Source organism: Kitasatospora griseola (assembly GCF_044999035.1).
Lineage (GTDB): Bacteria > Actinomycetota > Actinomycetes > Streptomycetales > Streptomycetaceae > Kitasatospora > Kitasatospora griseola.
This window is the reverse complement of sequence record NZ_CP173360.1, coordinates 3,739,564-3,765,231: the sequence shown is the minus strand read 5'-3', so window position 1 is coordinate 3,765,231 and position 25,668 is coordinate 3,739,564. Positions and strand designations below refer to the sequence as shown.

26 protein-coding genes are annotated in these 25,668 nt (G+C 73.0%); 17 read left to right on the top strand and 9 right to left on the bottom strand.

What is annotated here, in order from left to right; genetic code table 11:
• Positions 1 to 36: 36 nt before the first annotated feature.
• The gene (locus ACI1MP_RS16875) at positions 37 to 1,065 is read right to left on the bottom strand and encodes a leucine-rich repeat domain-containing protein (RefSeq protein ID WP_380338096.1); all 1,029 of its coding nucleotides are present in this window, start codon (positions 1,063 to 1,065) and stop codon (positions 37 to 39) included.
• Positions 1,066 to 1,227: 162 nt separating this feature from the next.
• On the opposite strand from ACI1MP_RS16875, the gene ACI1MP_RS16870 reads away from it, so the two are divergent.
• Positions 1,228 to 2,787, top strand: a complete 1,560-nt coding sequence (locus ACI1MP_RS16870; RefSeq protein WP_404868945.1) for a GMC oxidoreductase — start codon at positions 1,228 to 1,230, stop codon at positions 2,785 to 2,787.
• Positions 2,788 to 2,822: 35 nt separating this feature from the next.
• Positions 2,823 to 3,569, top strand: a complete 747-nt coding sequence (locus tag ACI1MP_RS16865; RefSeq protein WP_404868944.1) for an LLM class F420-dependent oxidoreductase — start codon at positions 2,823 to 2,825, stop codon at positions 3,567 to 3,569.
• 16 nt (positions 3,570 to 3,585) lie between these two features.
• Here the strand turns inward: ACI1MP_RS16865 and ACI1MP_RS16860 are convergent, their stop codons facing one another.
• Positions 3,586 to 4,143: an adenine phosphoribosyltransferase gene (locus ACI1MP_RS16860; RefSeq protein WP_404868943.1), complete on the bottom strand. Its 558-nt coding sequence runs from the start codon at positions 4,141 to 4,143 to the stop codon at positions 3,586 to 3,588.
• 411 nt (positions 4,144 to 4,554) lie between these two features.
• Between ACI1MP_RS16860 and ACI1MP_RS16855 the strand changes: the two genes are divergently transcribed.
• The 14 genes from ACI1MP_RS16855 (at position 4,555) to ACI1MP_RS16790 (ending at position 17,395) form a co-directional block, all read left to right on the top strand.
• Positions 4,555 to 5,271 (top strand): hypothetical protein, encoded by a 717-nt coding sequence (locus tag ACI1MP_RS16855; RefSeq protein WP_380338086.1) that lies wholly within the window; start codon positions 4,555 to 4,557, stop codon positions 5,269 to 5,271.
• Between the two features lie 19 nt (positions 5,272 to 5,290).
• Positions 5,291 to 5,896 carry an NUDIX domain-containing protein gene (locus ACI1MP_RS16850; RefSeq protein ID WP_404868942.1) on the top strand — a complete coding sequence of 202 codons (606 nt, stop codon included), beginning with the start codon at positions 5,291 to 5,293 and terminating at the stop codon, positions 5,894 to 5,896.
• 51 nt (positions 5,897 to 5,947) lie between these two features.
• Positions 5,948 to 6,679 carry a phosphoribosylaminoimidazolesuccinocarboxamide synthase gene (locus ACI1MP_RS16845; protein WP_100587427.1) on the top strand — a complete coding sequence of 244 codons (732 nt, stop codon included), beginning with the start codon at positions 5,948 to 5,950 and terminating at the stop codon, positions 6,677 to 6,679.
• Positions 6,666 to 7,382 carry an SDR family NAD(P)-dependent oxidoreductase gene (locus ACI1MP_RS16840; RefSeq protein ID WP_363480121.1) on the top strand — a complete coding sequence of 239 codons (717 nt, stop codon included), beginning with the start codon at positions 6,666 to 6,668 and terminating at the stop codon, positions 7,380 to 7,382. Before ACI1MP_RS16845 ends, ACI1MP_RS16840 begins: the two co-directional genes overlap by 14 nt.
• A gap of 23 nt (positions 7,383 to 7,405) precedes the next feature.
• On the top strand, positions 7,406 to 8,650 hold the full coding sequence (locus ACI1MP_RS16835; RefSeq protein ID WP_404868941.1) for a hypothetical protein: 1,245 nt from the start codon (positions 7,406 to 7,408) through the stop codon (positions 8,648 to 8,650).
• The gene (locus ACI1MP_RS16830; RefSeq protein ID WP_404868940.1) at positions 8,647 to 9,063 is read left to right on the top strand and encodes a hypothetical protein; all 417 of its coding nucleotides are present in this window, start codon (positions 8,647 to 8,649) and stop codon (positions 9,061 to 9,063) included. The genes ACI1MP_RS16835 and ACI1MP_RS16830 overlap by 4 nt, the downstream gene beginning before the upstream one ends.
• A 15-nt stretch (positions 9,064 to 9,078) precedes the next feature.
• On the top strand, positions 9,079 to 10,287 hold the full coding sequence (locus ACI1MP_RS16825; RefSeq protein WP_404868939.1) for an MFS transporter: 1,209 nt from the start codon (positions 9,079 to 9,081) through the stop codon (positions 10,285 to 10,287).
• Entirely contained in the window at positions 10,284 to 12,125 is a 1,842-nt protein-coding gene (locus ACI1MP_RS16820) for a Cof-type HAD-IIB family hydrolase (protein WP_404868938.1), read from the top strand. The genes ACI1MP_RS16825 and ACI1MP_RS16820 overlap by 4 nt, the downstream gene beginning before the upstream one ends.
• Positions 12,126 to 12,142: 17 nt before the next feature.
• Positions 12,143 to 13,498, top strand: coding sequence for a cation:proton antiporter (locus ACI1MP_RS16815; protein ID WP_404868937.1), 1,356 nt, complete (start codon positions 12,143 to 12,145; stop codon positions 13,496 to 13,498).
• Positions 13,499 to 13,538: 40 nt separating this feature from the next.
• A complete protein-coding gene (locus ACI1MP_RS16810) occupies positions 13,539 to 14,375 on the top strand; it encodes an S-methyl-5'-thioadenosine phosphorylase (RefSeq protein ID WP_100587420.1) in 837 nt (278 codons plus the stop codon).
• A gap of 165 nt (positions 14,376 to 14,540) precedes the next feature.
• Positions 14,541 to 15,371, top strand: a complete 831-nt coding sequence (locus tag ACI1MP_RS16805) for a hypothetical protein (RefSeq protein WP_404868936.1) — start codon at positions 14,541 to 14,543, stop codon at positions 15,369 to 15,371.
• Between the two features lie 29 nt (positions 15,372 to 15,400).
• Entirely contained in the window at positions 15,401 to 16,006 is a 606-nt protein-coding gene (locus ACI1MP_RS16800; RefSeq protein WP_380338064.1) for a histidine phosphatase family protein, read from the top strand.
• Positions 16,007 to 16,053: 47 nt separating this feature from the next.
• A complete protein-coding gene (locus ACI1MP_RS16795) occupies positions 16,054 to 16,614 on the top strand; it encodes a cupin domain-containing protein (protein ID WP_380338062.1) in 561 nt (186 codons plus the stop codon).
• Positions 16,615 to 16,618: 4 nt separating this feature from the next.
• Positions 16,619 to 17,395 carry an SDR family NAD(P)-dependent oxidoreductase gene (locus ACI1MP_RS16790; protein ID WP_404868935.1) on the top strand — a complete coding sequence of 259 codons (777 nt, stop codon included), beginning with the start codon at positions 16,619 to 16,621 and terminating at the stop codon, positions 17,393 to 17,395.
• A 43-nt stretch (positions 17,396 to 17,438) separates the two neighbouring features.
• Here the strand turns inward: ACI1MP_RS16790 and ACI1MP_RS16785 are convergent, their stop codons facing one another.
• Together ACI1MP_RS16785 and ACI1MP_RS16780 are read right to left on the bottom strand one after the other, a co-directional pair.
• A complete protein-coding gene (locus tag ACI1MP_RS16785; RefSeq protein ID WP_052509757.1) occupies positions 17,439 to 18,143 on the bottom strand; it encodes a response regulator transcription factor in 705 nt (234 codons plus the stop codon).
• 378 nt (positions 18,144 to 18,521) lie between these two features.
• Positions 18,522 to 18,995, bottom strand: coding sequence for a nucleoside-diphosphate kinase (locus ACI1MP_RS16780; RefSeq protein ID WP_229847615.1), 474 nt, complete (start codon positions 18,993 to 18,995; stop codon positions 18,522 to 18,524).
• A 675-nt stretch (positions 18,996 to 19,670) separates the two neighbouring features.
• On the opposite strand from ACI1MP_RS16780, the gene ACI1MP_RS16775 reads away from it, so the two are divergent.
• Positions 19,671 to 20,108 (top strand): DUF190 domain-containing protein, encoded by a 438-nt coding sequence (locus ACI1MP_RS16775; protein ID WP_157815639.1) that lies wholly within the window; start codon positions 19,671 to 19,673, stop codon positions 20,106 to 20,108.
• Positions 20,109 to 20,174: 66 nt separating this feature from the next.
• Here the strand turns inward: ACI1MP_RS16775 and ACI1MP_RS16770 are convergent, their stop codons facing one another.
• From ACI1MP_RS16770 to ACI1MP_RS16750, 5 genes are all read right to left on the bottom strand, one after another.
• Positions 20,175 to 20,912 carry an isocitrate lyase/phosphoenolpyruvate mutase family protein gene (locus ACI1MP_RS16770; protein ID WP_380338053.1) on the bottom strand — a complete coding sequence of 246 codons (738 nt, stop codon included), beginning with the start codon at positions 20,910 to 20,912 and terminating at the stop codon, positions 20,175 to 20,177.
• Positions 20,913 to 20,962: 50 nt separating this feature from the next.
• On the bottom strand, positions 20,963 to 21,586 hold the full coding sequence (locus ACI1MP_RS16765; protein WP_100587414.1) for a DsbA family protein: 624 nt from the start codon (positions 21,584 to 21,586) through the stop codon (positions 20,963 to 20,965).
• Positions 21,587 to 21,814: 228 nt separating this feature from the next.
• A complete protein-coding gene (locus ACI1MP_RS16760; RefSeq protein WP_380338050.1) occupies positions 21,815 to 22,144 on the bottom strand; it encodes a hypothetical protein in 330 nt (109 codons plus the stop codon).
• 201 nt (positions 22,145 to 22,345) lie between these two features.
• Positions 22,346 to 24,382: a murein biosynthesis integral membrane protein MurJ gene (gene murJ, locus ACI1MP_RS16755; RefSeq protein WP_404868934.1), complete on the bottom strand. Its 2,037-nt coding sequence runs from the start codon at positions 24,380 to 24,382 to the stop codon at positions 22,346 to 22,348.
• 317 nt (positions 24,383 to 24,699) lie between these two features.
• Complete coding sequence (locus ACI1MP_RS16750; RefSeq protein ID WP_404868933.1) at positions 24,700 to 25,527, bottom strand: phosphatase PAP2 family protein; 828 nt, start codon at positions 25,525 to 25,527, stop codon at positions 24,700 to 24,702.
• Positions 25,528 to 25,668 lie beyond the last annotated feature (141 nt).

Genomic DNA, 25,668 nt, shown 5'->3' with positions numbered 1-25,668 from the left:
GGGGGGCCTGCGCCGTTTCTCGGCCGGTGCCGGCGGTCAGAGCAGGACGACGCACCCGCGCTGTTCGAGGTCGGCGATCCAGGTCGGCAGCGGGTCGATGAGGTTCCACCGCAGGTCGAGCTTCTCCAGGCGGGGGAGGCGGGCCAGCGAGTCCGGGAGCCGGGTCAGCGCGTTGTTGCGCAGGTCGAGATGGGTGAGGGCGGTCAGCTCCCCGACGGCGGCGGGCAGTTCCCGGACGCGGTTGTTGCGCAGGTCGAGGATCCGCAGCCGCTCCAGGCGGCCGATCTGCTCGGGGAGGCCGAGCAGGTGGTTGTCGGTCAGCCGCAGTTCGCGGAGCTCGGTCAGGCCGGCCAGGGTGTCGGGCAGGGCGGTCAGCCGGTTCCCCATCAGGTGGGCCTCGCGCAGGCGGGAGAGTCGGCCGATCGAGTCGGGCAGGCTGGCCAGCCGGTTGTTGTAGAGGCGCAGCTCCTGCAGGGCGGCCAGGTCCCCGAAGCGCTCCGGGAGGCTCTGGAGCAGGTTGTCGGTGAGGTTCAGGTAGCGCAGCCGGGTGAGGTCGCACAGGGCCGCCGGCACGCTGGTGAACCGGTTGTTGCTCGCGTAGAGGTAGCGGTCGAGGCCGGCCAGCCGGCCGATCGACCCGGGCAGTTCGGTGAGCGCGTTGTGCCCCAGGTCGAGGGTGTGCAGGCGGCTCAGCGCGCCGATGCCCTCGGGTACGCGGGTGAGGCGGTTGTCGCCGAGGTTCAGGTGGCGCAGGCCGCGGAGGTTCTCGATCCAGTCGGGCAGAGTCGCCAGTTCGTTCTTGTACAGCGTCAGCAGTTCGAGGCCGGCGAGCTCGCCGACGGGCCGCGGCAGGTGACGGAAGGCGTTCCGGTCGAGCCGGAGTTCGGTCAGCCGGCGGAGGGCCGACAGGCTCTGCGGCAGGTCGCTCAGCCGGTTGCCGGACAGGTCGAGCCGGCGCAGGCCGGGGAGGTCGGTGAGCTCCGGGGGCGCCTGGTCCAGTTCGGCGTCGCGGGCCGAGAAGTCGGTGACGTCTTCGGGCAGTTGACGATCCGTCAAATGGGCCACGTGGCTCCTTCGGTGCGGCTTTCGGTCCAACGTAGCGGAGAACGGCGCGGGAGCGGTGCTCGATCGGCGGCCTCGTCGGACCGGTCGGAAGTTCATCTGGTTCGTGACCATCGGCTGCCTTAGGTTCCTGATCACGATTCGGGGGTCACGAGAGGAGTCGCGATGGTAGCGCCCGGCAGTCAGGCGGATCCGGCCGGAGGGCTGGAGGAGATCCTCCTCGCCACCTTCGAGGAGGCCGCCGCGGGCGACTTCGACGTCATCGTCGTCGGTGGCGGCGCCACCGCGGCGGTGACGCTGAAGAAGCTGCTCCAGCTCGCCCCCGACACCCGGGTGCTGCTCCTGGAGCAGGGCCCGTACCTGCTGCCCGACCACGTGCAGAACCTCGGTGCGGTGCTCCAGCCGCTGATGGACCGTGCGGTCGCCAACCCCTGGCGCTCCGAGGGGGATCTCGAACTCGTCTCGCAGGTCCCGTACCTCGGCGGGCGGACGCTGTTCTGGAGCGGGGCCAGCCCGCAGCCGACGGCGCAGCAGCTGGCCGGGTGGCCGAAGGCCGTGGTCGACGAGTTGGACGAGGAGTGGGCCGAGGCGAAGCGGATCGTCGGGGTCCGCCGGGCCTCCGAGCTTGGCCCGGAGTTCGGGAACCTGAACTCCCGGCTCCGGCAGCGGATCCACGAGGGGACCGGGCCGGACTCGCAGCTCGTCCTCCCCGCGGACCCGAGCCTGCTGGACGCGCCGCTCGGCATGGCGGCCACCACCGAACCCGGGGCGACCAGGAAGTTCAGCGCCGTCCCGCTGCTGTTCGAGGCGCTGGCCGGGCACCGCGGCTCGGTCGCCATCCTGCCGCGGTGCAAGGTCGTCGGACTTGCCTGCGAGGACGGCCGGGTGACCGCCGTCCGCACGACGCGGGGCGAGCTCGCGGTCGGCGGCGCCCGGATCGTGCTGGCGACGGGCACCGTCGAGAACACCGAGCTGGTGCTGCGTTCGCTGCCCCCCTCGGCCACCCGGCTGGCGGGCTCGAACCTGGCCGGGAACGCCGCCAGCTTCTTCAACTGCCGGATGCCGCGGGCGGCGTTCGAGGACCTCGCCACGGACCGGCCCGAACTCGCCGCGCTGTACCTGGACGGCGCCACCGAGGACCGCGAGTTCGTGCTCCACCTGAGCGCGAGCGCGACCGTCGACCCGGGCCGGGACGTGGAGACCGTCTACCGCCTGCTCCCCGACGTCTTCGGCGAGGGCACCCCGGAGCGGCTGACCGACCCCGACCACGTGGTCTTCCTCGTCAACGGCGTGACCGAGCTGGCCGGGGTGCGCGCGGCCGACTCCCCGAGCCGGGTCTACCTCGACGCGGACGGCGCCACGGTGGGGGCGTTCCACCTGGACGAGTCGGACCGCAGGGCCTGGGACGCCCTGGACCGGACGACCGACGAGGTGCTGAGGCTCGTCGCGGGGGACTCGGCGCTGGAGTACTGGTCGCCCGAGCACCGCCGGTGGGAGTCCGAACCGGTCGCCGCCCGGCGCATGCCGTTCGCCTTCCTGGAGGCCGGGACGCTCTGGATGGGGGAGTCGCCGGAGGAGTCGGTCACCGACCTGCACGGCCGGCTGCACGGCCTCGACAACCTCTACGTCACCGGCGGAGCGCTGTTCCCGACCCGCGGATCCTGGAATCCGCTGCTCACCATGGCCGCCCTCGCGCTGCGACTGGCCCGTCACCTGGCCCGGTGACCGACCGGGTCCACCACTCTCAAGGAGCTTTCCCGATGCGGGACTTCAAGCTGGGTGTGCAACTTCAGCCCGAACGGACCGAACTCGACCCGCTGCGCGACGCCTGGCGGGAGCTCGACCGCGCCGGAGTCGACTCGATCTGGGTGCCCGACCACTTCTTCCCGGTGTCCCCGGGCGACCCGAACGGCCCGAACTTCGAGTGCTGGTCGCTGCTCGCCGCGATGGCCGTCGACACCTCGCGGGCCGCGTTCGGCGCGCTGGTCAGCTGCGTCTCCTACCGGAACCCGGACCTGCTCGCCGACATGGCGCGGACGGTCAACCTGCTGAGCGGCGGCCGGCTGGTCCTCGGCCTCGGTGCGGGCTGGTGCGAGCGCGAGTACGTCGAGTACGGCTACCCCTTCGAGAGCCCCGCCGTCCGGCTGCGCGAGTTCGGGGACGCGCTGGTCCGGATCCGGGCGCGGCTGCCCCGGCTCAACCCGGCCGCGCCCGGCCTGCGCACGCTGATCGGCGGCGGCGGCGAGAAGGTGACCCTCCGGCTGGTCGCCGAGCACGCGGACCTGTGGAACGCGTTCGGCCCCGCGGACGACTACCGCCGGAAGAACAAGCTGCTGGACGAGTGGTGCGAGCGGGTCGGCCGGGACCCGTCCACGATCGAGCGCTCGGCGTTCGTGGACGTCTCCGAGGTCGACCGGATCGAGGAGTTCCTGGCGGCCGGGGCCGAGCACGTGATCGTGGGGCTGGCGGCGCCCTACGACCTGTCGTTCCTCGACCGCCTCGGCTAGCCCGGCTCCGGCCCCCTCAGATCGACAGCACCGCCCCGAGCGGCGCCCCGCCGAGCGCGGTCGCCAGGCGGGAGCGGCCCGCCAGGAAGCCGAGTTCGAGGAGGACGGCGACGCCGGCCACGTCCGCGCCGGCCCGCCGGAGCAGGGCGAGGGCGGCGTCGACGGTGCCCCCGGTGGCGAGCACGTCGTCGACCACGACGACGCGCTCGCCCGGGGCGAACGCGGAGCGCTGGATCTCCACCTCGGCGGATCCGTACTCCAGGTCGTACCGCTGGGTCAGGGTGGGGCCGGGGAGCTTGCCGGCCTTGCGGATCGGGACGAAGCCGAGGCCCGCGCGCAGCGCCACCGGGGCGGCCAGGATGAACCCGCGGGCCTCCAGGCCGGCCACCTTGTCGGCGCCCACGGCGGTGCAGAACCGGGCGAGGACGTCGACGAGCGGGCCGAACGCGTCGGGGTCCGCGAGGAGCGGCGCGATGTCCTTGAACACCACGCCCGGGTTCGGATGGTCGAAGACGTCCGTGATCCGTTCCAGCAGAAGTGCGCGGAGTTTGTCGTCGATTTCCTCGATGGCCATGGCGGCGTAATTTCCCTCGGTCGATGGTAGATCGCGGCGGAATTCGGTGAAGCCGCCCGAATGCGGCTCCGCCAATCATGGGGCATGGCCGCGCACGTCCGTAGGTGCACCATCGACCGGCCCGATCGACGGGCTCCGGCGGGCGCACCGCCGACCCGCCCGAGCGCCCGCCCCGACCGACCGCCCGGGCGGCCATCACCTTCGAATACTTGTCGCGCGTCTGGCGTGGCTGGCTAGATAGGACGGTGATCCAAGTCGGCACGAGGCCGATTTTCCGTGCGTCGGCGAATCCGTTTCCGGAACCACCGGATTCGTCCGGCCGATTTGTGCAAAGGGGGTTCGGACTTGACCAGAGAAATGCCGCTCGACGTTGATCTCGGGGAAATTCGCCCGGCGGATCTCGATGCCCTCGTGAGCGGCCTCCACCCGGCCGACGACGACAGTCGGCTCACCTACAACCTGGCCCTGGTCCGGGAGCTCGGGCGACCGGAGCGGATCACCGCTCTGCTCAAGGACTACCTGAGCGACCCGGCCGCGCTGGCCGTGATCGCGGACCGCTCCTACCGCCACGTCAACCACTTCGACAAGATCGTCCTGGTGGACACCGACAACGGCGGCTACCGGCTGACCCTGCACCTGTGGAGCCCGCCGTACAGCGAGAAGGAGCTCCACGACGAGCTGATCCACGACCACCGGTTCAGCTTCTGGTCGACCATCCTGACCGGCCGGCTGGTCTCGCAGAACTTCAGCAAGCAGGAATCGCCGGGCGCGGTGAACTTCCGCCAGTACCGGTACAGCCCGGAGAAGCTGGGCACCGCGTCCGTCGGCAACTTCTACGAGTTCGTCGGCGACACCCGGCTGACCATGACCGACCAGGCGGTGGAGTCCCAGGGCAACGCGTACCACCTGCAGTACCACCGCATCCACCGGGTGGCCCTGCCGCTGGAGGCGATGGTCTGCACCCTGGTGCTGCGCGGCCCCCGGGAGCGGACCTTCTCCAACGTCTACAACACCGCGTACCCGTCCACGAACACCCAGAACGGCAACGTCATGTTCTCGGTGCCGGAGCTCACCGAGAAGCTGGAACGGCTGAAGGCCACGATCGAGCGCACCCGTGCCGATGCCTGATCCGGACGGTCGCGCGAGCGTGACCGGGTCGTCGGGCACCGCCTCCGTCCGCGAGGTGGAGACGGTGCTCGACGACTGGCTGGCCGTGCGCCGGTACACGCTGGACGTGCCCGGAGCCGACGGGGGGACCCGTCGGCTCCACCGGCTGAGCGTGGGCCGCGGCGACCGGGCCGCGGTGCTGCTCAGCGACCCGGACCGCGGGACGGTCCTGCTCACCCGGCAGCTCCGCCTGCCGGTGCTGGTCCACGGCGGAGCGGCGACGCCGGGCGACGGACGGCTGATCGAGCTGCCCGGCGGGCTCACCGACGGCGCCGACCCCGCCGAGGCGGCCCGCCGGGAGGCGGAGGAGGAGACCGGCTACCGGGCCGGCGAGCTCACCCGCCTGGCCACCGTGTACCCGGCCCCCCAACTGAGCACCGAACGGCTGCACCTGTTCACCGGCGAGTACCGCGCCGACGACCGGACCGGCCCGGGAGGCGGCGTCGCCGCCGAGGGCGAGGACATCGAGGTCCTCGAACTCCCCCTGGCCGAGGCGGTCGACCGGCTGCTCCGGGAGCCGGCCGCCGACGCCAAGACACTGCTGCTCGTCCTTCTCGCGCACCACCGGCACACCCGTCCGGCCTGATCGGACGCCCGCCGCGCGCACCCACACCCACGACCGAGGACAAGGGGTCCGATGCAACCCTCCGCCCTTCCGAGCGACCAGGAACTGCAGGCGATTCGCGAACAGCGCGAGCCCGACATCCAGGGGCGCAGCAAGCGGCTCTGGCTGCTCCCCGACGGCCTGTGCATGGTGGAGATGATCCCCAGCCTGCGGAGCTTCACCTACAGCCGCGACGAACTGGTCGAGGAGACCGGCCCGTTGCGCCTGGACTTCTACGAGCGGGCGGCCGCCCGGCTGGAGAAGGCCGGCATCCGCACCGCCTTCGTGCGGCGGCTGGGCCCGGTCAGCTACCTGGCCGAGTACCACCCGGCCCCGCCGTTCGAGGTGATCGTCAAGAACCGCGCGGTCGGCTCCACCCTGGTGAAGTACCCCGGACTGTTCGAGGAGTACGAGCCGCTGCCGCGCCCGGTGGTGAAGTTCGACTACCGGGTCGACCCGGAGGACCAGCCCATCGGCGAGGACTACCTGCGGGCGCTGGACCTGCCGGTCGACGAGTTCCGCCGGCTGGCGCTCGGGGTGAACGCCTCGCTGATCGAGTGGCTCGACTCGGTGCAGGTGTGGGACTTCTGCGTGATCTTCGGCCTGGACGGCGGACAGCCCGTCCTCATCTCGGAGATCTCGCCGGACTGCATGCGGCTGCGGCACGCCGACGGCTCCTCCCTCGACAAGGACCTCTTCCGCCGCGGCGCGTCCGCCGAGGAGATCACCACCGCGTGGCGGAGGCTGCTGGATGAGCTCGCCTGAGCAGCCGGCCGGTGACCGGGTCGCCCTGGTCACCGGCGCCAACCGGGGCACCGGGCTGGCGATCGCCGCGGAACTGCACCGGCGCGGGTACCGGGTGGCGGCCCTCAACCGCACCCCGGCGGGGCAGGACTGGCTGTCCGAGGTGATCTGCGACCTCGCCGACCCGGCCGCGCCGGAGCGGGCGGTGGCCGAGGTGCTCGAACGCCACGGACGGCTGGACGTCTGCGTCGCGAACGCCGTGGTCCGCCGGATCGCCACCGTGGGCGAGCTCTCCGCCGAGGACTGGGACGAGTCCGTCGCAGTGAACCTCACCTCGGTGTTCCGGCTGGTGCAGGCCACCCTCCCGGCGCTGCGCGCCAGTTCGGGCAGCTACGTGGTGATGGGCAGTCACGCCGGCACCCGCTGGTTCGAGGGCGGGTTCGCCTACGCCGCGACCAAGGGCGCGCTCAAGGCGCTGGTGGAGACCCTGCTGCTGGAGGAGCGGCCGAACGGGGTGCGGGCCACCCTGCTCAGCCCCGGCGCGATCGCCAACCGGGCGGCCGACGACACGCCGCTCAAGATGACCACCGAGTCGGTGGCCCGCTGCGTCGGCTACCTGGTGCAGGATCAGCCGGTCGACCTGGTCTACGGCGAGGCCGAGATCCGCCCCGCCCGACTGGGCGAGCCGCAGGTCGCCGGCCTGGACCGACTGCAGTACGTGTGATCACGCCTGACGAGGAGCCGGTGTTGACGCGAACCCTGATCTCCGACACGGCGTTCCACCTGGAACGCGGCTCGGGCCCCGGCAGCCGGGTGCTGGTGGTCGGGGACGGCGCCGGCGCCTCGCAGGCCGCCGCGACCGCTCCGGGCACGGTTGCCAGACCCCGGATGCCGCTGCTGACCGAAGTGATCCGGGCCCATCCCGCCGGCCCGGCCCGGCTGGTGGTCGCGGCCGACCTGAGCGGGGAGAGCGCCTCCTTCCTCAGCCACCTGCGGGCACTGGCGCCGGACCTCGACCTGGCCGCGGTGGTCACCACCGTCGCGGCCGCCGACTCGTCGGTGCGCGGCGCGATCGGCAAGGACGTCCCGCTGCTGGTGCCCGAGCGGCCCTCGGACATCGGCCGCGCGGCGGTCGAGTACGCGAGCCGGGCGGCGCGCCGCACTGCGGACCCGGTGATCGTCCAGGGCCCGGTCGGCCAGGCGGTGACGGGCCGCGAGGCCGGCCTTCCCGGGGAAGGGCTGCGCGGAGTGGTCGAGGGCGCGTCACCCGGCGACGGCCGCCACCGCTGGGCGGCCGGCCGGCAGCCGGAGCTCCCCGTCTACCGCACCGCGGGCAGTCCGCTGGGGGCGCTGGTGAGCCGGCCCGCCGGGGTGGCGATGGCGCACGGCCTGGAGTCGGTGCTGCGCCGCCGGCTGGCCCGGACGGTGGCGAAGTCCCGGGTGCTCCTCGTCGGGTACGAGGGCGGGGCGCCGTCCGCGGCCGCGACGCTCCACACGCTGGGCGCCACGGTCGGGGTGCACGACCCCGATCCGATCCGGGCGTGCGCGGCCGCCATCGCCGGCCACCGCACCCTCGGCCACCAGGAGGCGCTGCGGTGGGCGGACGTGGTGGTCGACCTGACCGGCGAGCTGGTGTGCGACGCGACCGCCCTGAACGAACTGAAGGACGACAGCGTGGTCCTGACACCGGAACCGGGCTGGTGCACCGCGCCGCCCGGGCCGCTGCCCGGCCTCGCGATCACCGAGACCTACGAGGGGCTGACCGTCTGCCGGACGGCACGCGGTTCGCTCCACCTGCTCTCCGGGCTGTGCGGCTCGCCCGACGGGGGCGAACTCCCCGGGCCGCTGCACGACCTGGTGAGCGCCGAACTCTATCTGTGCGTGCGGGAGTTGGCCGCAAGGACGCACCGGCGGGGCTTCCATCACCTGGGCGCCCGGGAGTGTGCGGACCTGGCACATCGTTGGTACCAGATCTATGGGGTGGTGTGGTGAACGGCTCGGTGTCCGAGGCGGTCGAGGTCGAGTGGGAGCCGGGGCGCGGCCGGCTGCGGGTGCGGGTCGGCGGACCGCCGGTGCGGCCCGGCGCCGACCAACCGTCACCCGCGGAGTTCGTCGCGCCGGTGGTGCTGGTCCTCTCGGAGGACAGCACCCCGCTCGACGTGGAGGTCCGCGGCCTCCCGGCGGACGCCGTCCGGCGGCTGTCCCCGTACAGCTCGGCGCGGCACCGGGCCCCGGCCAGTGACGTCGTGTCACTGGACTACGAGGCCGGCTGGCTCTGGGTCCGGCTGGCCGAGGGCAGGGCCGCCCGGCGGCTGCACGGAACGGCCGGCGTCCGGCTGGCGCCCGGCGACGGCTTCGGCGGGGTCGACCTGGACTTCCGGCCGGGCCCGGCCGCGGCGAACTGAGATGAGAGCCGGCCGATGACGCACGCCTACCGGGACTGCCTGGGCAGCCCGCACGCCAAGTACCTCTTCACCACCAACCTGCTGGGCCGGCTGCCCAACGGCATGGCCCCGCTCGGCATCGCCATCTTCCTCCGCTCGCACCACTTCGGCTTCGGCACGGTCGGCCTGCTCACGGCGCTGTACGGCCTCTCCACGGCCGTCGGCGGACCGCTGCTGGGGCGGGCGGTGGACCGGTTCGGCCAGCCCGCGGTCCTGGCGCCCAGCGCGCTCGGCTCCGCCGCGGGCCTGCTCTGGCTGACGGCGTCGGGCGGCCGGAGCGCGGCGGCCGCGGCCGGGGCGGTCTGCGTGGCCGGCCTGTTCTCCCCGCCGCTGGAGCCCTGCCTGCGCACGCTGTGGCCGAGCATGCTGGCCGACCCCCGGGCGATCGCCGCCGCCTTCGCGCTGGACGCCTCGCTCCAGGAGGTGGTGTTCGTCAGCGGCCCGCTCCTGGTGGTGCTGACCTCGGCCGTGCTCTCGCCCGGGGCGGTGCTGCCGCTGACGGCGCTGGCGATGCTGGTGGGCACGGCGGGCTACCTGCTGCCCGAGCCGGTGCGCCGCTGGCGGGCGGAGCCCCGCCGTCCCGACTGGGCGGGGCCGCTGCGCTCCTCGGTGCTGCGGCGGCTGCTGCTCACCCTGGGCTGCATCGGGATCGGACTCGGGGCGCTCAACATCGCGATGGTCGCCTACCAGGAGCACGTCGGCCGGCCCGGCCTCTCCGGCGTGCTGCTCGGCGCGAACGCGCTGGGGGCCCTGATCGGGGGCCTGGTGTACGGCGCCCGGAGCTGGCCGCTGCCGGTGCCGCGCCGCCTGGTGCTGCTGCTGGCCGCCTCGGCGGTCTGCTACCTGCCCCTGGTGGTGGACGCGCCCCCGCTGCCCACCACCGTCCTGGTCTTCTGCGCCGGACTGTTCCTCGCCCCGATCCTGACCTGCGGGTTCTCCATCATCGGCGAGGTGGCCCCGCGGGGCACCGCCACCGAGGCCTTCGCCTGGATGGTGACGGCGGTGCTCACCGGGAACGCCGCCGGCTCGTCGCTGGCCGGACTGACGCGGCAGCAGGTCGACCTGTGGGCCGTCCTTCTCATCCCCGGCCTCGCCATGCTCGTCGCCACGCTGGCGGCGACCACGGTGGGGCGCGGGCCGACCGTACCGACCGACACCGCCTCACTGGAAGTGATGAACCGATGAACCGCCTGGTGATAGTCAGCGATCTGGACGGTACGCTCCTCGACCCCGCCGGCCGGGTCACCGACCGGACCCACGCCGCCGTGCGGGCGGTCACCGAGGACGGCCACATCTTCGTCGTCGCGACCGGTCGCCCGGTGCGCGACGTCCGGCCCGTCGCCGAGGCGCTGGGGCACCGCTCCATCGCGATCTGCGGCAACGGCTCGATCTCCTACGACTTCGCCCGCGACGAGGTTGTCGACTACCGTCCGCTCTCCCGGGAGGCGGCGGCCCAGGCCCTGACCGAGATCCGCCAGGTGCTGCCGGAGGTCGCGTTCGGCGCCGAACGCCGGCTCGAACTGGTCCTGGAGGACGGATTCGACCTGGACCCCGCGCTCTGCGGGGAGGCCGTGCGCAGCGCCCGGCTGGAGGACGTCCTGGACGACCGCGGCTTCGGCAAGCTCATCGTCCAGGCGCCCGGCACCGCCCACGACTACTACCGGACGCTGCGCGAGCGGCTGCCGAGCAGCTTCGAGGTGACGGTCTCCACCGCCGCGTTCTGCGAGGTGACCCGGGCGGGGGTCGACAAGGCGACGGCGCTGACCCGGCTGGTGCGCCGGCTCGGCGTCGAGCACTGGGAGACCGTCGCCTTCGGGGACATGCCCAACGACCTGCCCATGCTCGCCTGGGCGGGCACCGCGGTCGCCGTCGCGAACGCCCACCCGGACGTACTGGCCGTGGTCGGCCAGGTGACCGCTGCCAACAGCGACGACGGCGTGGCCCGCCACCTCGAACGGCTGACCGTGACCGCGACCCCTCCGCCGACGAAAGGTCGACCCGCCATGGACGTGGCTCTGCTCGGGACCCGACGGGGCGCCACGCATGCCCGGTGGCTCGTCGGCGCCCCCGACCTCCGGCTGACCGCCGTCGCCTGCGCCGGCGACCGGGAGTCGGCCCGGCGGCTCGCGGCCGCGCTGGCCCCCGCGGCCGCGGTGACCGACGACGCGCCCGCCCTGCTCGCCGCCCGCGAGTCGGGGCTCGTCGTGGTCGCCACCCCCACCGACACCCACGACGAACTGATCGAGGCGGCCCTGGAACGCGGTCTCGGCGTCCTCTGCGAGGCGCCGCTCGCACCGAGCGCCGCGCGGGCCCGCAAGCTCGCCGAGCGCGCCGCGGACAGCGGCGCCGACGCCTTCGTGTCCTTCCAGTGGCGGGAGAACGCCGCCGTCCGCGACCTCCGGGACGCCCTGGCGGACCGTCGGCTGGGCGAACTGCTCACCCTGGAGATCGACTTCCACGACGACTCGCAGGCGAGCCCGGCGGCCGCCTCGCCCTGGCGCGAGCGCCGGGAGCTGGCCGGCGGCGGGGCGCTGGCCGAGCTCGGGACCCACGCCTTCGACCTGCTGCGGTTCACCACCGGGGTCCCGGACTGGGCGGTCGAGTGGGGCTGGACCGAACAGCTCCACGCGCAGCGCATCGGCGCCGACGGCCCGGTGCCCACCGACGTCGACGACCTCGCCCAGTGCTGGCTGCGGGCGTCCGCCACCCGGGCCCGGGTGGCGGTGTCCCGGATCAGCGCGGGCCACCGCCGGCTCGAACTCTTCGCGCTGGGCAGCCTCGGCAGCGCGCGCCTGGTGGCCGACCCGAGCGACGGCTCCGCCGTCCTCACCTTCCGCGGCGGCTCGCGCACCGCCCAGCAGACGTACGCCCCCGCCACCATGAGCCCCTACCCGCGCCTGGCCGGCGCCCCCGGCGCCCGGGCCGACCTGGCGACCTTCGAGGACGGGCTGGCGGCCGCCGAACTGGTCGAGCAGGCCGTGCGGTCGGGCAAGCAGCACACCGACTCGACCGCGGGGGAGTAGCCGTGTCGCCGAGAACCGTGGACGTCGCGCACCTCCTGATCGCCCTGGTCGCGCTGCTGGGCGCGGCGCACATCGGCGGGTACCTCTTCAACGCGATCCGGCAGCCGCCGGTGATCGGCGAGATCCTCGGCGGCCTGTGCCTGGGCCCGACGGTCCTGGGGCAGCTGGCCCCCGGGGCGCAGCACTGGCTCTTCCCGTCCACCGGTCCGACGCCCGGCGTCCTCGGCGCCCTGTACAACATCGGGCTGCTCCTCCTGGTCTATCTGACGGGGACGGAGATGCGGGGACGACGGGCCAGGACCGAGCGCCGGACGGTGGTCTGGGTGGCGGTGTCCGGGCTGGTGCTGCCCTTCCTCTTCGGGCTGCTGGTCGCCACGGCGGTCGATCTGAACGGCCTGGCCGGGCCGCACGGGTCGCCCGCCACGCTGGCCCTGGTCTTCGGAATGGCCGTGGCCATCACGAGCATTCCGGTGATTTCCCGAATCATGATCGATCTGGGCGTCATCGACACCGCATTCGCCCGAATAGTCCTCGCCGTGGCGGTCGTGGAGGACATTCTCCTCTATGTGGTCCTGGCGGTCACCCTCGGCATGGCGCAGGCCCGGACGGGAGATTCCTACGGTCTTCCGAAACTCCTCGGGATCGACACCGTCGGGGAATCGATGGCTTATTTCACGCTCGCTCCACTGATGTTCATGCTACCGTTTGCCTGGCGCGGTCGAATGCTGTTCGACAGGCTGGCGTCGGCGCGTTTCAACCTGATCGAGGGCCGCGCCCCTGCGGCTTTCCGCATGATCCTGGTGTTCGTGATGTGCGTCGCCGCCATCGGCCTGGGGATCGACCCCGTGTTCGGTGCGCTGATGGCCGGGCTCTGCGCTTCCGGCGGGGCCCGGGAGGGTGCGACTCCGCTGCCGGCCGGGGGCGGGGGCTCCGGGGCGGCGCTCAGGGAAATGACGCTGGCGTTCTTCGTTCCGGTGTATTTCGCCATCGTGGGGCTGCGGCTCGATCTCGCCCGCCATCTCGACCCGGTGTTCTTCTGCTGGTTCCTCGCTTTCGCCTGCATCGTCAAATCGATCAGTGTGTGGCTGGGTGCGCGGCTCGCCGGGCAGGACAATTCCTCGGCGGCCAACATCGCGATCGCCATGAATGCGCGGGGCGGCCCGGGGATCGTCCTCGCCTCCACCTCCTTCGCCGCCGGCGTGATCAACGAGAACCTCTTCACCGCGCTCGTCCTGCTCTCCCTGGTCACCTCGCAGGCGGCGGGCGCCTGGCTCGGCAGAATCGTCCGGCGGGGCCTGCCGCTGACCGTCCCGGAAAAGCCTCGCCCGCAGGAATCGGACGAGGCGGAGGACGCCGCGCGAATTCCCGCATGACTCGGACGCAACAGTTCCAGACGACTCCTTGGGGCATTTGATGAGTGACAGTGACGGCGCCGCGATCGGCGTCATCGGCGGATCGGGCTTCTACTCCCTCCTCGACGGCATCACCGAGGTGGCGGTCGACACCCCGTACGGCGCGCCGAGCGACAAGCTGCTGATCGGGGAGCTGGCCGGCCGCCGGGTGGCCTTCCTGCCGCGCCACGGGCGCAGCCACTCGCTCCCCCCGCACCGGATCAACTACCGCGCCAACCTGTGGGCGCTGCGGGCGGTGGGCGTGCGCCAGGTGGTCGCCCCCTGCGCGACCGGCGGGCTGCGCCCCGAGTTCGGCCCCGGCACCCTCGTGGTGCCCGACCAGCTGGTGGACCGGACGTACGGCCGCGAGCAGACCTTCTACGACGGCGAGCCGCGGGCCGACGGCCTCCGTCCCAACGTCGTGCACATCCCGCTCGCCGACCCGTACTGCCCCGCCGGTCGGCAGCAGGCGGTGGCGGTCGCCCGCCGGGCCGGCTGGGAGCCGCAGGACGGCGGGACCCTGGTGGTCATCCAGGGGCCCCGCTTCTCGACCCGCGCCGAGTCGCGCTGGCACGCGGCGCAGGGCTGGTCGGTCGTCGGCATGACCGGCTACCCCGAGGCGACCCTCGCCCGTGAACTGGGCCTCTGCTACACGTCCATCGCGATGGTCACCGACCTCGACGCGGGCGTGGAGGTCGGCGAAGGGGTCACCCACGAGGAGGTCCTCAAGGTCTTCTCGGAGAACATCGAACGCCTGCGCACCGTGATCCTCGACCTGGTGACCGAGCTCCCCGCGGAGCGGAACTGCCTGTGCAGCAAGGCCCTCGACGGCGTGGACACCGGCCTGCCGCTCCCCTGATCCGCGGGCACCTCCGAGTCCGAAGGCACCCCCTGATCCGACAGCACCTCCGAGTCCGAACGCACCTCCGCAGGCACCTCCGAAGGCACCTCCCCAGGCACCGATGTCCGACCCACCACGACCCCTCCCCGGGAGACCGGGGACACGAGCAGAGGAAGTGACACCGTGACCACCACGCCCAAGATGCCGGAGAACGAGGCCGTCTACACGAAGAAGGGCGACTTCGTGGTGTTCAACCAGCTCGCCCTGAAGATCGAGATGGACGCCGTCTCCAACGAGGCGTACTACGCCTGGCTGGACGACATGGCCGCGACCGTCGGCGACCTGGTGCCGGGCGCCCAGATCGCCGAGAAGGAGAACGCGCGGGTCACCCCGCCGCTCAACACGGCGATCTACTACGACACCGAGGACTTCCGGATCCTGCGCACCGGCGCGCTGCTGCGGACCTCGTGCAACAAGATCACCCACGCCTTCTGCGCCTTCAAGGCCGCGCAGGACGAGAACCACGTCCGCAAGGACCACCGGTACGTCTTCGACGGCGAGGAGAAGCGCACCATCCAGAGCGCCCCCGACTCGCCCGAGGCCGTGGCCGTCGTCAAGCGCCTGCTGGCCCGCACGGACATCGAGCACCCCGGCCGGCACCTGGAGGAGAACTACGGCATCCCGCCCCAGGAGCTGTTCCCGGCCCTGAAGCTGGACGACTACCGGTACACGTTCTTCGTCTGGCTGGACAAGCGCGACGCGCTCCGGTGCAGCATCGACCGGGCGTTCGTCAGCAACCTGCGCCTCCCGGAGGCCGAGCGCGAGGTCAAGCCGGTCAGCGAGGTCGAGCTGGCGATCTACCCGCGGATCGACCCCGAGGTGGCCAAGGACCCGCGGGTGGTCGACCTGATCAAGACCCTCTCCGAGAACCTCTGCGCGCGGTTCGACACCCGGGTCACCGCGGACATCAAGTACCAGCGGTCGGCCAAGGCGCTGGGCATGGGCGGCCGCTGAGGCGACGGCGGGCGGACGGAGGGCGCGGCATGAAGATCTACCTGGCCCGGCACGGGCAGTCGACCTGGCAGCTCGAACCGAGCGACGACCTGGACACCCCGCTCAGCGACACCGGGCACCGGCAGGCACAGCTGCTCGCCGCCTGGCTCGCCGACCACCCGGCCCTCGACGGCAAGGGCCGGCTGGAGGTCGCCGCCCTCCGCACCAGCCCGCTGAAGCGCGCGCAGGAGACGGCCGGCTACGTCTCCCGGGCACTCGACCTGCCGGTCGAGATCCAGCCCACCCTGACGGAGGCCCCGTTCCACGTGGTGGAGGAACTGCCCCGGGCGCCGGCCCCGTTCGAGCCGGTGCCCGCCGGGTACCGGCTCCCGGAGCGCTACCTCCGGTTCCGGGAGCAGGCCGAGGAGGCGCTGACCGAACTCGCGGAGCTGAGCGGGCAGGTCGGCGGCCCGGTGCTGGCCGTCACCCACGGCGGGTTGATCAAGACCCTGCTGCGGGTGGTCGCACAGACCGATCTGACGTGCTTTCAGATCTACAACAGCGGTATCGTGGCGCTGGATTGGAAGAACGGGCGGTGGCGCCTGCTCCACCTCAACCTCTGGGACCACCTGCCCCCCGATCTCCGACTGACCTGATCCCCCCTGCCCCGCCCCGGGGCCGGGCCCGGCCACGGGACGGACGCATGACCGACAGTCAGAAACCCACGGCCGCGGCGCTCGCCGAGCTCTTCCGGCTGAGCCCCATGCCACTGGAGGGCGGCCTCTTCCGCCGCACCTGGTCCGGTGCTCCGCAGGACGACGGGCGGGCGGCCGGGTCGGCGATCATGGTGCTGCTCTCGGCGGAGGACGACACGTTCTCCGCCATGCACCGGCTCCCCGGCGACGAGGTCTGGCACCACTACCTGGGCGCACCGGTCGAGTTGGTCCTCCTGCACCCCGACGGCGACGCCGAAATCGCGGTGCTCGGGCCGGACGTGCTGAACGGCCAGCAGGTCCAGCTGATCATCCCGGCCGGCACCTGGATGGGCGGATCGGTGGCCCCGGGCGGCGACTGGTCGCTGTTCGGCTGCACCATGGCGCCCGGGTTCGTCGCCGCCGACTACGAGGGCGGGGAGGCCGACGACCTCAGCGCCCGCTACCCGCGGCTGGCCGACCGGATCCGGGCGCTCTGCCGCCCGGGGCAGCCGCTGCGCCACCCGGCGGACGCCTCGCCGGACCTCGTCGTCGACGGACCGGAGGGCTGAGCCCGTGACACCCGCCGTTGCGCTTCCCGACCTGAGCGGTCAGGTCGCCCTGGTGACCGGCGCCGGGGGCGGGATCGGCCGGGCCGTCGCCCGGCAGTTCGCGCTGGCCGGCGCGAAGGTCGTGGTGCACTACCGGACGGCGGCGGCCGGCGCCGGAGCCGTCGTGCGGGCGATCGAGGACGACGGCGGCGAGGCGTTCGCCGTCGGCGCCGACCTGGGCCGGGAGGACGAGTGCCGGCGCCTGGTGCAGGCCACGGTCGAGCGGTTCGGCCGACTGGACGCCCTGGTCAACAACGCGGGGCTGCAACCCACCCAGGACCTCGCCGGCATGGAACTCGCCGACTGGCGGGCCGTGGTGGACACCAATCTGAGCAGCGTCTTCTCCTGCACCCAGGCGGCTGCCGCCGTCATGCGCGGACAGGACGGGGGATCGGTCACCCACATCGCGTCCATCGAGGGCACCCAGCCGGCCCGGCAGCACGCGCACTACGCCTCGTCCAAGGCGGCGATCATCATGCACGCCAGGGCGGCCGCGCTGGAGTACGGCGAGGCGGGAGTCCGCGTCAACAGCGTCTCGCCCGGGCTGATCGACCGGGACGGCCTCGCCGAGGACTGGCCCGAAGGCGTGGAGCGCTGGCAACGGGCCGCACCGCTCGGGCGGCTCGGCCGGGCGACCGACGTGGCCAACGCCTGCGTCTTCCTCGCCTCACCGCTCGCCGCCTGGATCAGCGGGCACAACCTGGTCGTCGACGGCGGAGTCTCGGCTCGTCCCACCTGGTAGCCGCACTTGTGAACGGCCGACACCAGGCGGGACGGGCCGGGACTCAGGGGGCCGAGACGATGCCGAGGTCGACGGCGGCCAGGGCCATCTCGGTCCGGTTGCTGCAGTCGAACTTCACCAGCAGGTTGGAGACATGGCGCTTCGCGCCGTGGATGGAGATGCCGAGCGAGCTGGCGATCTGCTGGTTGCCCTGCCCCTGCACCAGGAGGGTGAGGACCGCGCGCTCGCGTTCGGTGAGTCGGCCGGGGCTGCGGAGGTTCCCGGACCGGCCGCGTTGGGCGATCAGTTCACGGGCCATCGAGGCGGGCAGCGGCATTTCGCCCCTGATCAGCTTCTCGAAGGTGTCCTGCAGGTCGGCGACCGTGAGGTCGGAGCCGAGCAGGTAGCCGTCCGCGGGTTGGGCGATGGCCTGGATCAGGCGTGCGCGCTGTTCGTTGGGAAGGGTGATCAGCAGTTTGGTCCGGCTGCGGTGGTGCGGCAGGACCGGCCCGAGGGTGTCCACCCGGGAGCTCAGGGGCAGCACGTAGACGTCGAACTGCTCGTTGTCCGGCAGGTGCTGTGCCTCGTCCGCCCCGCGCAGCACCCTGGCCCGGCCGATCGCCGGGACCTGTCTCAGCAGGGTGGGCAGACCGTAGTAGGAGATGTCGTCGTGCGCGAGCCAGAGGACCGACAGGCCACCGGCGCGTGGGGCGCCCTGGCCTGTCGGTTCCAGCCCGGGCTGGACGTTGTGTGGTGTTGGGTAAGACACGTGTCCCTCATCGTCCTGGGGATGACCAAGCGCTTTCCGGTAAGTGCACTTGGTGGACGCCGACTGGTGGTTGGCCGGTGGTTCGGCAGGGCGACTTGCCCGCGCGCGGCCGGTCGGGCCGGCGCGCGGCGGTCGGGAGCATGCGTGACCGAGGTGCGCATGCCCGCGACGGGGCGGGGCTCGCGGCTGACAGCGGGGGCTGGTGCGGCAGTTCTGCGGGCCGGTGGACCGGAAGAGTCGTCATGTCACACCCACCACTGCCACACCCCCGGCGTGTTCGCGTCAAACACCCACCTTGTGACGATCGTTACACCATCCGTTATTACGCGCAAGAGCGACACAGGATCCACACGGGGCTCCCGGCGGCCCGCCGCCGACTCAGCGGCTGAAGGCTCCGGCCGCCGTCGGATAGTCGAACATCTCCCCCTTGTCGAACCAGAGTTGGATCTCCTGCTCGGCCTCGGCCCGGTTCGCCGACGCGTGGACGAGGTTGGCGACGCCCTTGCCGGTGGCGGCCGTCGCGGACGGGCTGTGGTGCGAGAAGTCGCCCCGGATGGTGCCCGGGGCCGCCTCGCTCGGGAAGGCGCCGCCCAGCATCTTCCGCAGGGTCGTCACCACGTCGAAGCCTTCGAGCGCCAGCGCGATCACCGGCCCCTGCTGCATGAACCGGGCCGTCATCGCGTAGACCTCCGCCCCGTGCCGCTCCGCCAGGTCGAAGTAGTGGCGACGGCAGAGATCCGCGTCCATCCACCGCATCTTCGCCCCGACGATCCGCAGGCCGGCGTCCTCGAAGCGGGCGATGATCCGGCCCACCAGGCCGCGGGTCACGGTGTCCGGCTTGAGCAGGACCAGGGTCCGCTCGACGGCGGGCGCCGGAGCGTCCTCGGCCGTCCGGGGATCCGCGGCGCAGAGGTTCTGGTTGGCGTACGCGGACTCGCCGGTGACCTCGCGCCCGAACCAGGCCGGCGGCACGAACTCCGCGGCCGCCGCGGAGTCCGCGAACTCGACCTCGACCGTCATCAGGCCCGCCAAGTGCCCTTCGAACACGTCGAGATGGGCGACGCCCTCCGGGAGGGCGATCGCGCTGCGCCGCTTGGCCACCCGGGCGCCGTCGGTGGCCGGCCAGAGCTCCTCGAACTGGGCCGGCGTCAGCGGGGATTCGTACTCGATGCGCTCAAGTCCGCTGCCCTGCTTGACGGTGACGCTGAACTCCGCGCCCTGCTGCCGCACCCGGACCTCGGCGACGCCGGTCCCGCGGGCGAGGTAGCCCTGCCGGACGGGCACCGGGTCGGCCGTCGCCGCCTGCTCGGGAAGGGAAGTGACCAGGAACTTCCGTTCGATCTCGATATTCACGCGGCGATCCTCTGCCAGGGACGCGCCGTCGGAGTAGGTGCACCTGAGGCCTGCACCTTCGAGCTGCCCGATGGTGCACCTCCCATGGTGCACTTGCCCTCCCGGGGCGGGCTGACGAAGCATGGAAGACACCGTTCCGGCATCCGGCAGGGTGGCCGCTGGCAGGGAGGGGCTGTGCGACCGTTGGAACCGACCGCCGAGGACGCCGGTCACCCGAACACCTGGACCACATCGCCGGCCACCCGCCTCACCATCTCCTTCCCCGACGGAACCCTCTGGCGGCGCACCCCGCTCGGCCACGAGATCGTCCGGCGCGCCAAGCAGGCCGGAATCGGGTACGCCCACGCCGTCCGGGCGGTCGAAGGCATCGGCCCGGACGGACGCCTCCACAGCACGCGGCTGCTGAGCCTGACGGACGCCGTCCCGATCGTCGTCACCGTCGTCGACAGCCCCGCCGGGATCGAACGCTTCCTCGACGAACTGGCGGAGATCACCGGCCGGGCGACCGTGGTGATGGACGAGGTGCGCCTCGTCGCCTTCCCCGCCGCGGCCGATGCGCCGGACCGCCGCCCCCGCAGCGCGCTGTCCGCGCCGCGCGGGGACCACGACTGAGACGGCCGCACACGCCGCAGGCCCTCCGCCCGGCTCGGGCGGAGGGTCTGCGACGTCCGGGCGCGGTTACTGCGGGGCGATGCGCCGGGCCAGGACGGCGAGATCGGCGGCGTCGCGCTGCTGGAGCGAACCGCCGTAGCTGACCCGGGAGGCGCCGAGGGCGCCGAGGTGCGCGGGAGTGGTGGTGTCCAGGTGGCAGAGGGCGTTCAACGGGCGGGGAATGCCGGCGGCCAGCTCGGGGAGCAGGTCCGCGGGAGCGAGGATCGGGTAGATCACGTCGACCCCCGCGTCGATGTACAGGGCGGCGCGCTTGACCGTCGACTCCACCGAGCGGTCGCCGAACAGGAAGGTGTCGACCCGGGCGTTCAGGACCAGGCGGTCGCCGGCGGCGGCCCGCACCTGGGCGAGCCAGTCGGCGTGCCGGTCCGGGTCCTTGAGCTGCCGGGTGGCGGCGACGGAGTCCTCCAGGTTGCAGCCGACGGCCCCGGCCTCCAGCAGCCGCTCGACGATCTCGGCCGGGGCGAGCCCGTAACCGGCCTCGATGTCGGCGGTCACCGGGACGTCGACCGAGCGGACGATCCGCCCGACCGCCGCGAACATCTCGTCGGCGGGGGTGTCCTCGCCGTCCCGGTGGCCGAGGACGGCGGCGACCGCCGAGCTGGAGGTGGCCAGGGCGGTGAAGCCCGCGTCCGCGAACGCCCGGGCACTGACCGCGTCCCACACGTTCGGGAGGACCAGCGGATCCGAGGGCTCGGGGCGATCGTGCAGGGCCAGGAACTCTCCGGCGCTCATGGTGGTCGCCATCAGGGGGTCTCCTCTTCCTCGTCGATACGGTCGATACGGGTGTCGATGCGTCAGTCGAAGTTGAGCGACCCGGTGCGGGTGCGCTTCAGCTCGAAGAAGTCCGGGAAGCCCGCCAGGGCCCGGGCGCCGTCGAAGATGGCGACGGCCTGCTCGCCGCGGGGGATCGAGTTCAGCACCGGCCCGAAGAACGCCACCCCGTCGATGTGGATGGTCGGCGTGCCGACGTCCTCGCCGACCGGGTCCATGCCCTCGTGGTGGCTCTTGCGCAGCGCCTCGTCCCACTGGTCGGTGTCCGCGGCGGCGAGCAGCTCCGCGGGCAGGCCGGCCTCGGCGAGGGCCTCGACGGCGACGGCCCGGAAGTCCTTGTTGTCGTGGTTGTGGATGCGGGTGCCCATGGCCGTGTACAGCGCCGGGAGCACCTCCTCGCCGTGCTGAGCCGCGGCGGCGGCGCAGATCCGGGTGAGGGAGAGCGAACGGTCGATCAGCTCGCGGTACCAGTCGGGGAGGTCCCGGTTCTCGTTCAGGACGTACAGGCTCATCACCCGGAACCTGAGGTCCAGCTCCCGGAGCTGCTGGACCTCCAGGATCCAGCGCGAGGTGATCCAGGCGAACGGGCAGGCCGGGTCGAAGTAGAAGTCGACCTTGGCAGGGGTCTGAGCGGTGCTGGGGGTCACGCGGGGTCTCCGGTCTCCACTGCGGCGAAGGCTGCGCCTGCGCCGTTCGACAGCATTCGGACAACGAAGCCTACGCCGCGGTGAGTTGACGTCCCATTGTTTCCGACCGGCAGCTTCGGCCCGGGAGATCCGCGGTGTTTCGCCCGCCGGGCACCCGGACGGGGGTGTCGGGCTGCTCGACCTGTTCGGCGGCCGGCCGGTCCGGCAGTCCGGCGCTCGGGCGGGCGGTCAGCTCCGCGCGCGGGCCGGCAGCATGCCGAGGGCGATCCACGGATCCGCCTCGCAGCGCACCGTCGCCCAGCCGGCCAGCGGCCCGCCCGGCCCCACCAGCGCGTCCGTGCCCGCCCGCAGCGCGCGCTCCGCGTCCAGCAGCGACGGGGCCGTCAGGAAGCACACCGCGGCCAGCCCGTCCGAGCCGTACAGCACCCGGGCGTGGCACACCTGGGCCCCGTCCAGCGGCAGCTGCATCAGGGCCAGCCGCACCGGACCGGCTCCGGCCTCCGTCGCGGGGCCCGGGACGGGCCGCGGCGGGATCAGCTCCAGGCGGATCGCGTACATCCCTCCAGCGTGACAAACCCCGGCCCCCGCCGGACCTCGTCGCAGGTGACAGATGTCCGCCTGGCACGAAAATGACAGTCGCCCCCGCCGCTTCACGGGTCGCCGCCCCCGCCCGCACCGAGCTCGCCGGTTGCGGCACCCGTCATGGCGCCATCGGCCCGGAACGCGGCCCGGCGGCTCGACGCCGCCGCAGGGCGTCGCCTACCGTCGGTGCTTGCCCCCGCCGGCCGGCGCCGGCGTCGGGTACGGGATCCGCAGCTTGCGGGCGAACGGCGCCACCGACGCTCCCACGCCCAGCGGACGGGCCAGCACGAACAGCGACAGCAGCACCGCCAGCGAGCCCGCCGCCAGCCCCGCCAGGCTGCCGAACAGGCTCGCGCCGAACCGGCCCGCCAGCCAGTGCGCGGCGAACGCGCCCGGCAGGCACGCCACGATCAGGCCCAGGTGCAGGGTGACCAGCCGGAAGCCCTCCAGCCCGCTGCCGCGCCGCCCGCGCCGCACGCCCAGGTCCACGGTGGCGTTCGCACCCGGCGCGAAGGCGTCGGTGCGCAGCACCATCGTCGAGTCCAGGTCCGCGTTCGCCGGGGCGGGCGCGGCGGCCGGGGGAGCGCCCTTCGCCAGTCGGCGGCCCAGCGCGACGCCGGTCACCACCACCGACAGGACGGCGGCCGCGGTGTGCGCCACCGCCATGCCGATCACCTTGTTCTGGAGCGGCAGCGTCTCGTACGCCACCCAGCACAGCGCGGCGTTCGTGCCCGTGGACACCAGCGTCAGCCAGAACGGCGTCCTGGCGTCGCCCATCGCGTAGAAGCCGCGGGCCAGGCCGTACTGGGCGCAGAAGGCGGGCAGGCCGATGGCGAAGGCCATCAGCAGCAGGCCCACCACCATGGCGTCGTCGTGCACGGTCCTGCCGGAGCCGTAGCCGTACGCGGCCATCGCGATCTGCGAGCCCAGCGCGAAGAACAGCACGGCGGCGGTCACCACCATCGCGGCCGAGGAGCGCAGCACCGCCGACAGGTCCTCGCCGATCTTCCGGTAGTCGCCCGCCGTCGCGGACCGCGCCATGCTCGGCAGCAGCGCCGTCACCAGCGACACCGTGATCACGCCCTGCGGGACCACGAACAGCGCGTAGGCGTTGTTGTAGGCGGAGAAGCCGCGGCCGCCCGGGATGCCCGCGTCGTGCGCCGCCTGACCCGCGCCGGTGCTCAGGCTGGTGATCACCGCGAAGGACAGCTGGGTGGCCGCCACCAGGGCCAGCGCCCAGCCCGCCGCGCGCAGCGGCCGGGTGAGTCCAGCGCCGCGCCAGTCGAAGCGCGGCCGGAAGGTGAAACCGGCCGAGCGCAGCGAGGGCAGCAGAGCGGCGGCCTGCACCACGATGCCCATGGTCGAGCCGAGGCCCAGCAGCAGCGCGTCGCTGCTGCTCACCTCGTCGGCCTGGTACGCGTGGTGCCCCATCGCCAGGTAGCCGCCGAACACGCCGATCGCCACGACGTTGTTCAGGACCGGGGTCCACATCATCGCGCCGAACCGGTCGCGGGCGTTCAGCACCTGCCCGAGCAGGGTGAACACGCCGTAGAAGAAGATCTGCGGCAGGCAGTAGCGGGCGAAGGTGACCGCCAGTTCGTGCTGCACCCCGTCGAAATTGGAGTACAGGTCGACGATCTGCGGGGCGAACAGCCAGGCGCCGAGCGTCAGCACCACCAGGATCGTCCCGCACAGGGTCAGCAGCCGGTCGGTGTAGGCCTGGCCGCCGTCCTTGTGGGTCTGCATCGCGTGCACCAGCTCCGGCACGAACACCGAGGCCAGCACACCGCCGATCAGCATCATGTAGACGATGTTCGGCAGCGAGTTCGCCACGTTGAACGCCTCACCGGCCGGGCCGGTGGTCAGCGCCGCCACGATCACCGCGCTGCGCACGAAGCCCAGCGCGCGGGACGCCAGCGAGCCCAGCGCCATGATCAGGCCGTTGCGGGCGGTGGACGCGGCGGGCTTGGCGGCCTCGGGCTCCGGGGCCGGTTCCTCGCCCGCCCGCGGCGGCGGCACCGGTGCCGGGGGCTGCGGCGGGGGCGGCGGGTGGCCGACCTGCTCGTACTGGTCGTACTGGTCGGGGATCCGGCCGAGCTGCATGGTCGGCGGGTCCTGCGGGAGGTACGGGCCGCCCTGCTGCGGGTACGGGCCGCGCTGCTGGGCGTACGGATCGTACGGGTCGGTCGGGCCGTCCGCGGTGTGCATGGTCATCGGACCCCCCGTCGATCGGTGCCCGTCCGGCGTTGCGTGGGAAAAGTTCAGGAGAAGTGCGGGAGAACGGTCTGGTCCGTCCGCCGACTGCCGGTTGCAGGGTGCACCCAGCCGCAGAAGTCTGCCGTAACTCGGCACCCGATGGGGAGTCGAGTGCCGGACCGGGGCCCGCCCGGCTCGTGGCGGCGGGCGTCCGGGCGCGGCGGCGGGTCGACCGCCGAGCGCCGTTTCCGCCCGGAAACATGCGGAATGCCGCCCACGTCCGTTCCCGCGCCCCGGAGCGCCCGGATGCGGAGTGTGACGTTGCTCACGAACCGTCAGGAGCGGCCCGGGTCGGGCTCCGTGGCGGGTTCCGCCGGCAGCGGGGCGGCCAGCACCCGCTGCACCCGGGACCGCAGCCGCCAGTGCAGTCGGCGGACGTCCCGGCCGAGCCGGCCCGGCCGCCAGAGCTCCACCGCCAGCGTGGCCCCCGTCAGCACCACGGCCGCCGCCGCCCAGCCGGCCAGCACGTCGCTGGGGTAGTGCACGCCCAGCGCGAGCCTGGTCCAGCCGACGCCCAGCACGGTGAGCGCCGCGCCGGTGCTCGCCACCGCCCGCACCACCCGGTCCGCGCGCGGCCGGAGCAGCACCAGCAGGGCCCCGCAGGTCACCGCGGAAGCGATCGCGTGCCCGGACGGGAAGCCCGCGCCGGAGCCCACCGCGACCGGGTCGACGAAGTGCGGCCGGGGTCGGCCGATCAGCGCCCGGCCGCCCGCGCTGGCCGCCCAGCCCAGCAGGCACACCGCGAGCACCCACCCGGCCAGCACCCGGGCGCGCACGCACCACAGCCACAGCGCGGCGGCGCCGAGCAGGGCGCGCATGGTCCACGGCGCGCCCAGGTCGGCCAGGGTCTGCATGGCGGCCGTCCACACCGGGTGCCGCAGCGCGTACCGGTGCAGCGCCGCCACCCAGCCGTGGTCCAGCCGGGACAGCGGCGACCAGTCGGCTTTCACCAGGATCAGCAGCACCGTGAACAGCAGCAGGCTCGTCAGGCCGATCCAGGCACAACCGAGCAGGGTCCGGCGTTGAACCGGAGAGCGGCGGTCGCCGCGGTCGCCGGCCGGGGGGCGGTCGGCCGCCGGGGAACCATCGTTGGACTGGTGCATGACAGAGACCTTCCCAGCGCCGGGAGGCGAACCCGGGGTCCGGCGATAGCGATTCGGCATCGGTTGTGCGGATGTGGCGCGAAGGCCCCGCGCGGGTTCGGTGGCGTCCGGTGGACGCGCGGTGTGCGACTCGTGTCACGC

Excerpts from the sequence above, each read along its gene's own strand:
- ACI1MP_RS16770 (WP_380338053.1), bottom strand. The coding sequence starts at position 20,912 with ATGGCGACCACCATGAGCGCCGGAGAGTTCCTGGCCCTGCACGATCGC.
- ACI1MP_RS16760 (WP_380338050.1), bottom strand. The coding sequence starts at position 22,144 with ATGTACGCGATCCGCCTGGAGCTGATCCCGCCGCGGCCCGTCCCGGGC.
- ACI1MP_RS16800 (WP_380338064.1), top strand. The coding sequence starts at position 15,401 with ATGAAGATCTACCTGGCCCGGCACGGGCAGTCGACCTGGCAGCTCGAA.
- ACI1MP_RS16860 (WP_404868943.1), bottom strand. The coding sequence starts at position 4,143 with ATGGCCATCGAGGAAATCGACGACAAACTCCGCGCACTTCTGCTGGAA.
- ACI1MP_RS16840 (WP_363480121.1), top strand. The coding sequence starts at position 6,666 with ATGAGCTCGCCTGAGCAGCCGGCCGGTGACCGGGTCGCCCTGGTCACC.
- ACI1MP_RS16865 (WP_404868944.1), top strand. The coding sequence starts at position 2,823 with ATGCGGGACTTCAAGCTGGGTGTGCAACTTCAGCCCGAACGGACCGAA.
- ACI1MP_RS16825 (WP_404868939.1), top strand. The coding sequence starts at position 9,079 with ATGACGCACGCCTACCGGGACTGCCTGGGCAGCCCGCACGCCAAGTAC.
- ACI1MP_RS16795 (WP_380338062.1), top strand. The coding sequence starts at position 16,054 with ATGACCGACAGTCAGAAACCCACGGCCGCGGCGCTCGCCGAGCTCTTC.
- ACI1MP_RS16870 (WP_404868945.1), top strand. The coding sequence starts at position 1,228 with ATGGTAGCGCCCGGCAGTCAGGCGGATCCGGCCGGAGGGCTGGAGGAG.
- ACI1MP_RS16810 (WP_100587420.1), top strand. The coding sequence starts at position 13,539 with ATGAGTGACAGTGACGGCGCCGCGATCGGCGTCATCGGCGGATCGGGC.
- ACI1MP_RS16750 (WP_404868933.1), bottom strand. The coding sequence starts at position 25,527 with ATGCACCAGTCCAACGATGGTTCCCCGGCGGCCGACCGCCCCCCGGCC.
- ACI1MP_RS16820 (WP_404868938.1), top strand. The coding sequence starts at position 10,284 with ATGAACCGCCTGGTGATAGTCAGCGATCTGGACGGTACGCTCCTCGAC.
- murJ (WP_404868934.1), bottom strand. The coding sequence starts at position 24,382 with ATGACCATGCACACCGCGGACGGCCCGACCGACCCGTACGATCCGTAC.
- ACI1MP_RS16845 (WP_100587427.1), top strand. The coding sequence starts at position 5,948 with ATGCAACCCTCCGCCCTTCCGAGCGACCAGGAACTGCAGGCGATTCGC.